Below are 13,253 nucleotides of genomic sequence, written 5' to 3' on the forward strand. Positions count from 1 at the left end.
TGGAGTCCCTTCCCGTCTCTCGGTTCGCCCCGCCTCGCGCCGCTGCGCCAGCCCCCAACCCCCTGTCGCGCGGGTCCTGGCCTCCTGGGTGGTTCCGGACCAGAATGCGCTCAGGATGACAAGGCGCCCTCTACAGCCCCTCGACATCACCCTGCGCCACGGACGGCGTTACCAGTGGATGCGAAGGCTCTTCCTGGGCGTCTCCGTGGCGCTGACCTTCGGGCTACCGCTTTGGCACCTCCACGCGCTGGACGTGGAAGGCGCCGGCCTCGCCGCGGATTCTGGCTGGGCGAAGCTGGCGCAGGCCATGCCTGACGCGCCGCCTCCCTTCTACGGCGCACCGACGAGCATCTGGGTTGGGGTGTTCGAACTGGTCGACCCGCTGGAGGCCCTGGCCGTCGCTCTCTTTCGGGGCTTGTCGTGGAACTGGGCGTGGACAGTCCTCCCCGGGGTCGTGCTCATCGTGTTGTTGGGCCGGTTCTTCTGTGGCTGGGCGTGCCCCTATTTGCCCATTCTGGCGGCGGCGAACGCGGCGCGCTGGGTGCTGACGCGGCTGGGCGTTCCGCTCGCGGACCTGAGGGTGCCCCGCGTTACGTCCTTCGTCGTGATGGTCGGAGTGCTCGTCGTCGGCGGGCTGGCCGGAACGGTGTTGGTGCCGCTCGTCTATCCGCCCGCCATCATTGGTCGCGAGGTGTTTTGCGCCATCTTCTACGGCTCGTTTGGCGCGGCGGCGCTGGTCGTGGTGGGCGCGTTCCTCTTCGACACCTTCGTTTCTCGCGCGGGCTTCTGCCGCAGCCTGTGCCCCGGAGGCGCGATGTTCTCGGTGCTCGCGAGCCTGTCTCCGGTGCGCGTGCACAACGAGCGCGCGAAGTGCACCGACTGCACGGTCTGCGACGTGGTGTGCAACCTGGGACAGTCGCCCATGACGAACACGCTGGACTCGGGTTGCGAGCGATGTGGCAAGTGCATCGCGTCGTGTCCGACGAAGGCGCTCTCGTGGAGCCTTTCCGCGCCACCTGTGGTGCGGCTGATATCGCCGCGGGTGGAGCGCGTGGAACAAGAGTTGTCGGAGCCGAAGACGTGAACCGCCGCCCACTCATAGGCGCCATTGCCGCGGCCACCCTGCTGGCCGTCGTGCCGAAGAGGACGCGGGCCAGCCCGAAGAAGATTCGCCCGCCTGGGGCACTCGAACCTGGCGCCTTCGAGCAGGCGTGCATCGGCTGTTTCCGCTGCGCCGAGGTGTGTCCCACCAACTGCATCCGCTTCCCGTCGGTGTTCTCGCTCGACCAGGCGATGCCCTTCATCGACACCGTCCATAAGGCCTGCATCCTCTGCATGAAGTGCACGCAGGTGTGCCCCACCGACGCCCTGGTGCCTCTCCAGGCCGACCCCGACGTCATCGCGAGAGAGGTGCGAATGGGCGTTCCGGTGCTGGCGCGCTCGAAGTGCCTCCCGTGGAACGGTCAGGGCATCTGCCGGCTGTGCTACCAGGTGTGCCCGTACCCTGAGTCGGCGGTGGAGCTCGTCGGCCCCCAGAAAGCACCGCTCTTCCACCCCGAGGCGTGCGTTGGGTGCGGGCTGTGCGAAGAGGCGTGCCCCGAGAGCGCCCAGGCGATTCGCATCCTCCCCATCCCTGACCAGGAGGCCGCGCCGAAGGCGCCGCGGAATCGCCGGGGCGCGCGGAAGTCTGGCGGAGGTGGCACATGAGCCGAACGCCGGCGAAGACCATCGTTCGGAAGAGGTGGACCCGGCGCGATCTTTTCAAGGCCGCGCCCATCGCGGCAGTCGGCGCGAGCGCATTGGGTCTCGCGGTCGCAGGCCGGGTGCAGGCACCGCTCAAGAAGACCTCCGGAACCTGCCGCTTCTGCCTCATGCACTGCGGCGTGGTGACCACGGTACAGGGCGAGCGGCTGGTGAAGGTGGAGGGCGACCTCAAATCGAAAACGCGCGGATTCGTGTGCGAGCACGGCTACGCCCTGCGCGAGTTGGTGCACAGCCACGCCCGCCTGACGCACCCGCTCCTTCGCCGCGGAGAGGAGCTTCACGAGATCAGCTGGGACGACGCACTGGGAGAGCTTGCGGAGAGGCTCGAGGTCATCAAGCAGCGATACGGTGCCAGGGCGCTCGCAATCCAGACCGGCTGGCCCCTCGTACGTCACCCGCTGGTAGGCTTCCTCCACCGCTTCGCACGCGCCTTCGGAAGCCCCAACGTCGCCACGGTCGCGAGCCTCTGCGAGGCATCGCTGCGCATGGGGCAGGCCCTGACGGTGGGAACGAAGTACACGCCGGATCTCCGCAACCTGAAGACGCTGGTGGTGTGGGGCGCCAATCCGCCAGTCACGGCCCCACCCTTCGCGCACGTCGTTTCGGGGAAGGGGCTCAATGGGAACCTCGTCGTCATCGACCCGATACGGACGACGCTGGCGAAGGAAGCCACCGTGCACCTCGCGCCGCGTCCAGGCACCGACGGCGCGCTGGCGCTCGGCCTCATTCACGTCATCACCCGCGAGCGTCTCCATGACAAGAGCTTCGTTGCGAAGCACACCGTGGGATTCGACGGGCTGGCGGAGCTCGCTTCCCAGTATCCCCCCGAGCGTGTGGAGGCAATCACCTCGGTGAAGGCCGCGGACGTGGAGAAGGTGGCGCGGCTCATGGCACAGGACCGGCCCATGGGCATCTGGCAGGGTCTCGGCGTGGAGCACCACGAGAACGGCGTACAGACCGTGCGAGCCATCTCGTCCATTGAGGTGCTGTGCGGGCGCTTTGACGGCACGCACGAGCCAAGGAGCCTTCTGTCGCCGGTAGGACCGCGCTTTCTCGAGGAGATGCTGCCTGCGCTGTATCGCATGCGCACGCCCGAGCCGGTGCCTCCGCCCCTCGACGTTGCGCCCATCGGCCGCGGGCGTTTTCCGCTCTACGAAATCTTCAACCGCGAGGCACAAGGCGAGCTGCTGGCGGACGCAATCCTGGACGACCAGCCGTACCCGGTTCGCGCGCTCATCCTGTGGGCGTCGAACGCGCTGGTGACGGCATCGGGCACAGCCCGGCTCGAGAGAGCAGCGGACCGGTTGGAGCTGCTCGTCTGCGTGGATCCGTATCTCTCCGACAGCGCGCGAGTGAGCGACCTGGTGCTCCCGGCGTCTACCTTCGCCGAATCGGAGGACGTCGACGCTGACGACAAGGATGTGGCGGGCCAGAGCCTCGTGCCTCCTCAGCCCGGGTCGATGCCGGACTTCACGATCCTCACCAGGCTGGCCCACGCAGTGGGCCTCGGCCAGTACTTCCCCTGGGCAACGTTCCACGAAGCGATGAAGGCGACGCGCATTCCCTGGATGGAGGAGGCCGCTGTGCAGCCCCGCCCCGAGGTGGCGGAGGGCTATCAGCCCACCTTCGGGACGGTGACGGGAAAGGCGGAGTTCGCGTCCACCCTGCTCGAGCGCGTCGGGCAACCCGCCCTGCCCGAATGGACGCCTCCGACGGAGGCTCTCTCGGCCGAGTTCCCACTTCGCCTCGTCACGGGGCCCAGGCCGCGCGCGCGCATCAACTCGCAGTTCGCGCAGAGCCCTTCGGTGACGGCCCGCATGCGCGAGCCGGAGTTGCTCATTCATCCCGACGCCGCCGCGCGGGCGGGCATCGTCCACGGCTCGAAGGTGGAGGTGGTCTCGCCGCACGGACGCATCACCCTCCGCGCGGTGGTGACGAAGGACGTGCACCCCGAGTGCGTGGTCATGCCAGCCGGCTGGGCGCAGGCGAACCCAAACCGGCTCATCTCCGACGCAAAGCGCGACCCCGTGAGCGGCTTCCCCGCCTTCCGCTCGGGCGTGTGCCGGGTTGAACCGCTTCCAACGAGCTGAGCTCACCTCGGTCTCGAAGTCGCGTTCGACATCGAGGCGTGAGCACACGATTGCTCCCTGGCGCGCACACCGGGGGGCAGGCCGGGCGCTGGAGTCTCCTCCCGCCCTCTCGGACTTGCCCCCAGGAGTGGGCGTGCCCAGCGGTTGCCTCGAAGGCCACCAGCACGGGAGAGCGCCATGTCCACGGTCAGGTCCATGCAATCACACGGAAGGGCGCGGGTACCGGTCGCATGGGTGCTCGCCATGCTTGTGTCGGGCGTGGCACTGCCCGGCGTCGCGCGCGCCGCGGACCTGCGCACCGGGGACACCGTGGTCATCGGTCCGCAGGAGGTCATCGACGATGACCTGTATGCCTTTGCCAATGAGGTGACCATCCAGGGCACGGTCCACGGCGACGTGGTGATGGCCGCGCGGAAGGTCATTCTGCAAGGCAAGGTGGATGGCGACGTGCTCTCCGCGGCGGCGGACACGGTGGCGAACGGACAGGTGGGCGGCAGCCTCCGGAGCGCCACCAACAACCTCCAACTGGGTGCCACGGTAGGCAAGGACGCGCTGCTCGCCGGCAACAAGATGCGGCTTCTTCCCGCGGGGAACATCCCGGGAGACCTCCTCATCGCGGGGAACTCGGTGGACGTCCGCTCCCAGGTGGGAGGGGACATGCGGGCCGCCTCGCAGGTGCTCACGCTGAGCGCGCCGGTACGGGGCAGCGTGGATGCCGAGGTGAACACGCTGAACTTCGCCGAAGGCGCGAGCATCGGCGGAAACCTGAGCATCACCTCCGAGAAAGGGGTGCAGGTGCCTCCGGGCGTGGTGACGGGCAAGGTGGAACAGACGCGTGCCCATGGTGAGAGCGCGGCGGGTACGGCGCTCGGGGTGCTCTATCTCTGGGTGCGCTCCATCGTCGGACTGTTCGCGCTGGGGTTGCTGCTGGCACTCCTGGCGCCCCGGCTCGCGAGGAGCGCTCCGGCGGTGCTGCGGGAGCGCCCCTGGCAGAGCCTGGGCCTGGGTCTGGTGGCCTTCGTTGCCGCGCCCATCGCAGCCTCCGTCCTCGTCGCGGTGGGACTCATCGTGGGAGGCTGGTGGCTCGGCGTGTTCGTGCTGGGGCTCTACGCACTGGCGCTGTTCGCGAGCTTCCCGGTAGTGGGGATGCTCATCGGCAGGCAGTTACTGGAGAGGTTCGGCAGGCACGGGCCTTCACTTGTGCTGGCCTTGTTCACGGGCCTCGTCCTGCTGACACTGTTGCGCCGGGTGCCCTACCTTGGCGGAGTGGTCGCCCTGGTCACCATCTTCTTCGGACTGGGCGCACTGCTGCTGGCCATCCGGAACCAGCGCACCACCGCTGCACCGCGAGGAACACCCGCTTGACGCCCTGCGGCTCACGAACGAGCAGCCATCAGAGGCTGCTGCAGAGTTTCCGACTCTCATAGTGAGCGATGCGATGGACCAACCACCATCCTTGACGCCGAACAACGCCTTGGGCAGCACCTTCCCAGAGCGCCCATCGGCACGCATCGTGTACCGCTGGCAGTTCCTGCGTCGACGCCGGCTACGGCGCGCGTGAGCATCTGCATGTGAACCGCAACCCTTGCTAATTGTCCGAACAATGCAGCACCATTCGGACAGCATCTGTAAGAATCAATGCGCACTTGGATTGCGCGCAACCACTCGTGGTGGCAACGGCGGCCCAACCAGGAACGGCCCAGCAAGGATCAGGACTTCTGCGTGAGTGACCAAATCCTACTTCGTTTTTTAGGCGCGGGCCTCATCAACGTCGGTGGAGATGACACCAAGCTGGAAAAGCTACGGGAGACTGCGGCTGACCTAGCGCTCGAACTGCAGAGAGCGCCTTCTAAGGCAGCCTCATATGCACTTATCGCCTTCGACCCCGAAGCGCCTCCTGATGACCCGGTGATTAAGGAGGCCGTCACCGCGCTTCAGAATCGCTGGGCCACCTACGTGAACACCTTCTCTGGGACGCCGGTCGCCGTACTTCGCGCCCTGTTGCTTGATGCTCTCACCCGGGCGGCTAGTGCAAATGACAAGGTCGGCGTTGCCTTCGTGACGTCGGCACGAAACGCGCTGCCGTTCATGGAGGCCGGCAACGAGCGCGCTATCTGGGTAGATGTCATCGCGAGCATCGAGCAGCGCGTTGACGTCCGTGCAGAAGCCGAGTGGGCGACACCCGAGACGATCACTGTGCCGACAATGGCATTCCAACCTCCGGCCGCGATTGAACTCGGCACGTCGCAAGTGACCATAGAAAAAGCCGCGCTGGCAAAGAAGATCGAAGCTGCCGCCGGTCCGAATAACGCAACAGGACAAACAAATGGAAACCCCTATTGGCCGCACGGCAACCCTGCGAATTGGGTTACGGAGTTCAGTAATCGACTGGCGGATGCATTAGTCGAGGCGCTCGGCGCGGCGGTGCAAGGAGCCAAGTTCAAACCAATCGACCTGGCCTCTCCTCTCAAGGGTCTTGCTCAGGCCGTATCGGCACATGTTGATGGAACGCTTAGGGAAGTGAGCGGCGCAACTGCAGGCCTCCAGCGGCGAAACAACCTGCTCTGGTGGAAAGAGACGCTCTACTCTCCGAGCGCCCATGTCAGCTATCGCAAACTGCCGCCTTCGACTGCGGCAGCACTGATGGCCTTCGACCTGCACATACAGGTGCCAACGTTCTCGCCCGCTAGCGTCGCCGCGTTCCTGCACGAGGCGGTCATGAGCCTGCCCACCCTCGGCTCGGGCAGTACCCGACCAATCGGTGAGCTTCTAACGGAGGCCGTATGCTCCGACGATCTGACGCCGTTAAGGCACGCTGCAACAGAGCTGGTTCCTCCTCCCATGGGCCGGGGTCCCATCCTCGGCCTCGTGGGCCACGGCGCCGGCCGGCCTCCGCTCGATGCTCAAGCGTTCCGCGCGCGGGTCGGAGTGCCGGCGACTACGATGCTGACGATGTCGGAGTGGGCGACATGGATTTTCCGGGAACTGCAAGCAACACGCGCGACCAAAGAGGGAGCCGAAACAAGGAAACGGGGGCTCAAGACCCGATGAACGCGTGCTCACGACCGACCTGCTTCGCGCCCGAAAGCACCTGCGATTTAGGCTTCCTCGACCGGTCCAAGTGCCAGGCCTGGAAAGGCCGCGAGAAAGCAGGCACGCAAGATGAAGCCACTACGGACGAGCTGCTCCTGCCTTGGTCAGGGAGCGCACTTGGCCTCGTTGATCTCGGCTTTGTCGCGGGCCGCAGCAAGCCGCTGGTCGTCGGCATCGCCGGGCCGCAGAATGCCGGCAAGACTACGCTGCTTGCGGCTTGGTATTTGCTCGTCGGTCGCGGTCTAACCGGTGCGGAGAAGCGCCAGTTCGCCGGCTCCTATTCGCTCGCGGGTTGGGAAGCCGTGGCCAGCGCACTTCGGTGGAAGCCCGGCCAGCAGCCAAACTTCCCGCCGCACACGAGCAGCCGGGGTGGGCGGGCGCCCGGTCTGTTGCACTTAGCGTTCAGGGATGGCGGCGAGCAGACTCGCAACTATCTCTTTACCGACGCTCCCGGTGAGTGGTTTCAAAAGTGGGCGGTGAATCGCAATGCTGTCGATGGGGAAGGTGCCCGCTGGGTGGCAGAGCACGCCGACGTCTTTCTGCTGATCGCCGACCGTGAAGCCCTTTCCGGCCCCAACATGGGCTCAGCCCGCGGCTCATTACAGCTCCTCGCCCAGCGGTTGGCTGCCGAGCGCTCGACCCGCCCGGTGGCGCTCGTCTGGACCAAGTCCGATGTCGCTGTCGCGCCTGAAATGGAGAAGGCGATTCGCGGAACCGTACTAGGCCTCATGCCGGAAACTTTAGAGTTCTCGGTGAGCATCGCACCAAGCGACCAGAGCGCGCCCGGCATAGGTCAAGGCCTCGTCGAATTACTTGACTGGACGCTGAACACCCATCGCAAGCGCGTGTCCTTGCCTCCGGCCACCGCGAGCAGCGCCGACCCGCTCTTCATGTTTGGCGTGAGGTGAATATGAGCGCCAACGATAACTCAATCCTGCTCATCGGCGAGTCTGGTGTCGGTAAGACGCATTACGGAGCCCAAATCTTGAAGCGGTTGATGAAGGGCGACGGCCGGCTCCGCATGGACGGGGCGGCGACCAATCTAGAACCATTTGAAGCCGCGATGGAGAGCCTGAATGAAGGGATGGCAGCGGGTCATACGGCCACGACGACCTATGTCGAAAGCATCTGGCCAATTACCGATGCCCACGGCGCCAAGGCAGAACTCGTGTGGCCAGACTATGGGGGCGAGCAGATCAAGGCCATGTCGTCGACCCGACGCATTCCGGCTGCGTGGCGCGCGCGTGTGCTCTCCACGCCAGCTTGGCTACTGCTCGTCCGCCTCCAGCAGACCCGCATGAGCGACGACATCTTCTCGCGCCCGCTCGGCGACCTGAAAAAAGCAGGCGGTGAAAATCGTGAGATTCAGATTTCCGATCAAGCTAGGCTGATTGAGCTTCTTCAAATGCTTGTTTATGTTCGCGGGGCGATCAGCCCAGAACCGCTCCGCAACCCACGTCTTTGCGTGCTGCTCAGTTGCTGGGACGAGCTAGGAACCGACGACAGGCCCGCTGCGGTTCTGCAGCGACGGCTGCCCATGTTCTCGAGTTTTCTGGTGAGCACCTGGGCGGAACCAAGCGTGCTCGGTCTCTCAGCGCTGGAGCGACCACTCAGCCCTCGCAATCGTGACATGGAATACGCGGCGCGCGGCCCAGAGCAGTTTGGCTACATCGTTCTGCCCGACGGCGCGCGCTCGCCGGATCTAACGTTGCCGATCCAGCATCTTTTGACCAAAGCCTCCTGAACCTCACTCCGGCAGAAGCATGAAGGTCCAACAAGCTATCTATGGAGAGGTCCGCGGCGGACACGCCCTGCGGGTGTCAAGCGACCACGGCCGGTTTTCTTCCGAACTGACGTCGCGCCTGGATCTGCCCGACACCGCCCCGCCCGGTGCAATTTGGTCCCCTTTCCTAAGCGGTTTCCCGCACGGCGATCGCTACGTCCTCGCGCGCACCTTCTCCGATTCGGCCGCTACACGGGCGGGCATGGTCCTCTCGCACGCCGTGATTGCATCGCTCGATGAGGTATCATCGACGACTGATCTACGGTCGCTCCTGGCCTTGCTGAGCGCATCCCCGCAGATGCCCGCAACGCTGGAATCGCGTGAAGTCTCGACGTCCACCGAAACACCTGCTGTGGCCGTCGATTTGGTCTCTACCGCCGAAGCCCTCACAATCCGTGGAGCCGGACCTGTGGTCCGGATCGGGCACCAGGGGTTTGAAGACTTGGTGGTCTCCTTGTGGTTTCATCTCTGGCCCGAACTGCGGGCCGGCTTCGCCTTTCGGCTGAGCTTCGGGCCGCAGGACTTGGTCGATGTGCCAAAGCCCTCGCTCGTTTGCACCCCGACAGCTTTAGCGGCTCGCTGGGCTGGCTACCGGATCGTAGGATCCACCACGCTAAAGACCAACTCGCACGCTGCCGCAATCCTCAGCGGAGGTGCGGGAGCAGAACCTATCCTGGGCTTTGCGCGCGAGATCGGTGCGCGGCTCGACGACCTCGCTAACCTATCCCTCCTTGAGCGGGCTTACGAACTCGGATTGGCTTCGACACGAAACTTCAACGAGTGCGTCGCTGTTCTTCGGCTGGTGGAGCGGCTCTCCCCCGATCCCGCTGCGGGCGTGCAGGGCAAGACGAGGCTTGTCGATCGACTCATTGACCGGCTGTCCCTAGCCTCGGCGCACGACGTTCTCTTGCTTAGGAATTTAGGCTCCGAAGCGTTTGCTACAGCCGACACCGTATGGGCTGGCGTTCGGGCTTGGGCTGCGAGGAACCGGTTCGCCCCTGCGGAAGACGAGCAGTTCCTGTCGGTGATCAACGACGCCATATCACCTGCAGCTGCAATCCCCGCATGGCAGAAGGCGATCCTCGCCGGCTTGGCCGAAGCGTCGCGCTCTGCATCGACGCTCTTCCCGGCTGCCTTCTGGCGATGGGCAAACGCAGGCCCCGCCACACTGACCGCGCTTTTCGAGCACCTCCCCGCCGACCGTGACATTGAGGCGCGCCTCGTGAGGGCTGCGCCTCACAATTTACCTCAAGGGGTCGGCGATGCCGTGATGGCGCTCGCACTATCTAAGCGTTGGCTGCATCTTCACGGTGCCGCAGCTGGCGCAAGCCTCGGCCCACACGAGGCGCTCCATCGGCAGCTCTTCATCGATGCCGATCCGACGCACATGGACGGCGTGCGAGCAGCCATTCGTCAGGCGACGCCAGTGCAAACGCTTGATGCTGCGTGGGAGACGGCCGACCCGCGCGTCCTGCGCATTGCTTCCGAAGAAGTCGCGCGGATGCCGCAGCTCTTGAAAGATGTCGATTTCCGCGCCGCGACCGCCCAGCAGGTTTGGGCAGGCGCACTGACAATCAATTTAGACGCGTGGAAAGGGCCGGTCGATCCATGGCAGGCCTTCACCGTCGTCCTCAACAATCTCATCGACGGCAACCCGGCCAATGAGGACCTGATCTCAGCGTTGTCTACGTCGCCGGTCGCCGATCTCAGTGATTATCCTCACCGCACGGATGTCTGGCCTCGGGTCGGAAGCACTGCTCGTAGCAACCTACTAAGGGCGACGGCCGCCGGCTGGTTAAAGCACGCTACGTCGACGGCCGTGCCATACGCTCCCGATCGACAGCTCGAGAATGTCCTTCTCTCCAGCAGCCCGCTGGATCAGGAACTGCGAGCCCTGCTTCAAACCAACGTAGGTGCGGTTGTCCGGATCGTCGCGGCGTTGTCTGGCTACGACGAATCCCGCTTCCTGCACCGGCTAGAGGAACTAGCCACATCACGCCACGCCCTTCCGGTGGCCGACGCCAACGCGCTCGGCCGTCTTGTTCTCGAGAGACGTTGGCAGCGCGTGGTAAATCAGATGGCTGACTGCGTGCGGCTTGGACGAGACGACTTCAAACCCGCGCTCAGCATTTGCTATACGATGATCAGCGCCTTCACTCGCTGGTCTCTCGGACTTTCATCCATCTCATCCGACGAGAAGTGGCAGGTGTTGGAGGAACTCGCGGCCTACCTTTACCCGAAAGGGCCAGACGACAACGAGTTGTGGGAGCGAGCCGGAGGTCGGCATGCCGACCTACAGAGCTACGGCAGCGGCCTCGCCCGCTGGCGGGACGCGATAGGGCAGATCCGTCGTGGCAAGGGACCGCGCTCCCGCCATCTGATCGAGGAGATGAGCCGCGATTTCCCTCAGAACGACCAACTGCGGTACTTGGCCGCTGACCCGGAGTTTAGGAGTGGGTACCGCTGAGCGCGGGACAAGGATGAAGCGATGAACGTGGATTATCAAATCGATGCGGTTGCGAAGACCGGCTTTCCAGGTGGGCATGCCCTAGTGATAGCCGTCGCGGCCTACCCAAAGGCCCCCCCGCTACCCACCGCAGTCATAAACGACGCGCGCGAGGTCGCCGCCGTACTCACTTCGCCGACGCATTGCGGCTATGCGCCCAAGAATGTGACCCTGCTGCTGGATGGACAAGCCTCGCTTGACGCGCTCCGCCGCGAGCTCGCGGCGCTCGCATCTCGGGCCAAACCCGACGACACAGTGGTGATCTTTTTCTCGGGTCACGGCGCACGCATCGGCACCCCGGCGAGCCCCGAGAGCGCCCTCGTCCCTATTGACTGCGACCCGGCGAACTTCACGTCGACGGTCCTGTCGGAAGCGGAGTTCTCGGCCGCGCTCTCGCGCATTACGGCGCAACGTGTCGTGGTGCTCATTGACGCATGCCATTCCGGCGGAGCCGGCAGCTTCAAGGCTGCCGACGGCGTTCCACTTCCTGAGTTCGGCTTCAGCGAGAAGTCGCTGGATCGGTTGGCGCAGGGGACTGGCCGCGTCCTCATCGCATCGTCGCGAGCGTCCGAGACATCCCTCGTTCTTGCGGGAGCAACGAACAGCCTATTCACACAGCACCTCGTAGAAGCCCTGCGGGGGAGCGCCCGTACGCACGGCGACGGGCTGATCCGCATCTTCGAGGTCTTCAACTACGTTTCCGAGAAGGTGCGTGGCGCCGCGCCTGGCCGTCAGCACCCAATCTTCAAGGCGAGTGACCTTGAAGACAATTTCGCGATAGCACTTGACCGTGGCGGTACCAAGAGCACGGGGACCGCTACAGCCGTGCAGACCTTACGTGACTCGTGGCGCCAACTTGAGGAGATTCTCCCTGACCTCTACCCTGCGGGTCCGCAGGACCAGGAGATATGGGCCCGAGCCGGTGGTGACTTATCGCGACTTCGCCTCACCAGCACGGGGCGAGCGAACTGGTTCGCGGCGCTCCGAACGCTCCGGCAAGGCGGCGGCGGCGCAGAAATCAGCCAGGACACTCTCGTCAAGGCTGCGCTCGGAGACTTCCCTCACCATCCAGAGCTGCGCAGGCTGCTTAGCAGCCAATGACCAGCAGCCAATCAACGAGCGCTCTACCTATTCCAAGCGGAATTCGAACGTTCAGAGCCGGGAACCAGTTCTCAACCCCGGAAACGCGTCACTGCGGCAGTGAGCAACTGGTGCTATCCCTCTTCACCGACCTCGTCCTGCTTGCGCTACTGCGGCGGGTGCCGTTCCTAAACGGAGTCGTCGCCCTGGTCACCATGTTCGGCCTGGATGGACTGCTGTTAGCCATCCGAGGCCAGCGCGGCCCATGCCTCCCGTCAGCGATCCAGCGTGAACAGCGCTACCGCCACACGTTCTCGTTCGAGGGATTCAAGACGGCCTCAATGGAATCCCCGTACAGGATGGCCATGTATCCGGGAGGCAGGGCCAGAACGTCCAGGACGGAGGGCCGCAGGTGGAAGAGTTGCCAGACCGAGAGGGCTGTCAGCTCACGTTCCTGCCCTTCTGCTTCATCCCTGTCCGCGCTCCCGATGAACCACCCCGAGTCGCCCTGCTCCGCCTCGATGCGCCCCAGGTAGATGCGACGAAGGTCCAGGCAGCCCTTCTCCAGGACCACCTTGTCGACGAGCCGGGCCTCGGCGGGCCCCGCCCCCACGCGCGACGTCAGGGCCAACTGACGCACCAGGCACGACAGGAGCGGAGTGACATCCGCCTCCGTTCCGAGAACCAGCTGGCCTTCGATGACCGGCCTTCCCAGCCACAATTCCTCGCCCCGCTGGGAGAAGGAGAACCAGAGGCCGCCGAAGTCGAAGGACTGACCGTCCTCAAACCGGGAGCATCCCGCGTGCATTCGCGCTAGGACTCCAAACAGGGATTTGTTGGCGGTCATCGCGGAGCGCGGAAATCTGGTCATCGGATGCAGCTCGGCCCCGCCCCCACCGCGGAGCGGGAGAGCGGGGCCGGCTGGCCGCAGTGGGAC

At 65.0% G+C, this 13,253-nt stretch carries 10 protein-coding genes; 9 read left to right on the forward strand and 1 reads right to left on the reverse strand.

Going from position 1 to position 13,253, the window contains the following annotated elements; all coding sequences use genetic code 11:
- The first annotated feature begins 115 nt into the window (after positions 1-115).
- The 9 genes from ACVTJA_RS41350 (at position 116) to ACVTJA_RS41390 (ending at position 12,337) form a co-directional block, all read left to right on the forward strand.
- Entirely contained in the window at positions 116-1,084 is a 969-nt protein-coding gene (locus tag ACVTJA_RS41350) for a 4Fe-4S binding protein (protein WP_465828863.1), read from the forward strand.
- Positions 1,081-1,707 (forward strand): 4Fe-4S dicluster domain-containing protein, encoded by a 627-nt coding sequence (locus tag ACVTJA_RS41355; protein WP_465828865.1) that lies wholly within the window; start codon positions 1,081-1,083, stop codon positions 1,705-1,707. Before ACVTJA_RS41350 ends, ACVTJA_RS41355 begins: the two co-directional genes overlap by 4 nt.
- The gene (locus tag ACVTJA_RS41360) at positions 1,704-3,854 is read left to right on the forward strand and encodes a molybdopterin-containing oxidoreductase family protein (protein WP_465828868.1); all 2,151 of its coding nucleotides are present in this window, start codon (positions 1,704-1,706) and stop codon (positions 3,852-3,854) included. Before ACVTJA_RS41355 ends, ACVTJA_RS41360 begins: the two co-directional genes overlap by 4 nt.
- 243 nt (positions 3,855-4,097) lie before the next feature.
- On the forward strand, positions 4,098-5,219 hold the full coding sequence (locus tag ACVTJA_RS41365; RefSeq protein WP_465828870.1) for a DUF8173 domain-containing protein: 1,122 nt from the start codon (positions 4,098-4,100) through the stop codon (positions 5,217-5,219).
- Between the two features lie 357 nt (positions 5,220-5,576).
- Positions 5,577-6,905: a GTPase-associated system all-helical protein GASH gene (locus ACVTJA_RS41370; protein WP_465828872.1), complete on the forward strand. Its 1,329-nt coding sequence runs from the start codon at positions 5,577-5,579 to the stop codon at positions 6,903-6,905.
- A complete protein-coding gene (locus ACVTJA_RS41375) occupies positions 6,902-7,855 on the forward strand; it encodes a TRAFAC clade GTPase domain-containing protein (RefSeq protein WP_465828875.1) in 954 nt (317 codons plus the stop codon). Before ACVTJA_RS41370 ends, ACVTJA_RS41375 begins: the two co-directional genes overlap by 4 nt.
- Before the next feature lie 2 nt (positions 7,856-7,857).
- Positions 7,858-8,691 (forward strand): TRAFAC clade GTPase domain-containing protein, encoded by an 834-nt coding sequence (locus ACVTJA_RS41380; protein ID WP_465828877.1) that lies wholly within the window; start codon positions 7,858-7,860, stop codon positions 8,689-8,691.
- Positions 8,692-8,710: 19 nt separating this feature from the next.
- Entirely contained in the window at positions 8,711-11,197 is a 2,487-nt protein-coding gene (locus ACVTJA_RS41385) for a GAP1-N1 domain-containing protein (protein WP_465828880.1), read from the forward strand.
- A gap of 21 nt (positions 11,198-11,218) precedes the next feature.
- Entirely contained in the window at positions 11,219-12,337 is a 1,119-nt protein-coding gene (locus ACVTJA_RS41390) for a caspase family protein (RefSeq protein WP_465828884.1), read from the forward strand.
- 277 nt (positions 12,338-12,614) lie between these two features.
- On the opposite strand, the gene ACVTJA_RS41395 is transcribed toward ACVTJA_RS41390, so the two are convergent.
- Positions 12,615-13,124 (reverse strand): immunity protein Imm33 domain-containing protein, encoded by a 510-nt coding sequence (locus tag ACVTJA_RS41395; RefSeq protein ID WP_465828888.1) that lies wholly within the window; start codon positions 13,122-13,124, stop codon positions 12,615-12,617.
- Positions 13,125-13,253 lie beyond the last annotated feature (129 nt).

It is taken from the genome of Pyxidicoccus sp. M6, assembly GCF_055568925.1.

Bases quoted from the DNA above. Each gene is read 5' to 3' on its own strand.
- ACVTJA_RS41375 (WP_465828875.1), top strand. From the start codon at position 6,902: ATGAACGCGTGCTCACGACCGACCTGCTTCGCGCCCGAAAGCACCTGC.
- ACVTJA_RS41380 (WP_465828877.1), top strand. From the start codon at position 7,858: ATGAGCGCCAACGATAACTCAATCCTGCTCATCGGCGAGTCTGGTGTC.
- ACVTJA_RS41365 (WP_465828870.1), top strand. From the start codon at position 4,098: ATGCTTGTGTCGGGCGTGGCACTGCCCGGCGTCGCGCGCGCCGCGGAC.
- ACVTJA_RS41395 (WP_465828888.1), bottom strand. From the start codon at position 13,124: ATGCACGCGGGATGCTCCCGGTTTGAGGACGGTCAGTCCTTCGACTTC.
- ACVTJA_RS41385 (WP_465828880.1), top strand. From the start codon at position 8,711: ATGAAGGTCCAACAAGCTATCTATGGAGAGGTCCGCGGCGGACACGCC.
- ACVTJA_RS41350 (WP_465828863.1), top strand. From the start codon at position 116: ATGACAAGGCGCCCTCTACAGCCCCTCGACATCACCCTGCGCCACGGA.
- ACVTJA_RS41390 (WP_465828884.1), top strand. From the start codon at position 11,219: ATGAACGTGGATTATCAAATCGATGCGGTTGCGAAGACCGGCTTTCCA.
- ACVTJA_RS41360 (WP_465828868.1), top strand. From the start codon at position 1,704: ATGAGCCGAACGCCGGCGAAGACCATCGTTCGGAAGAGGTGGACCCGG.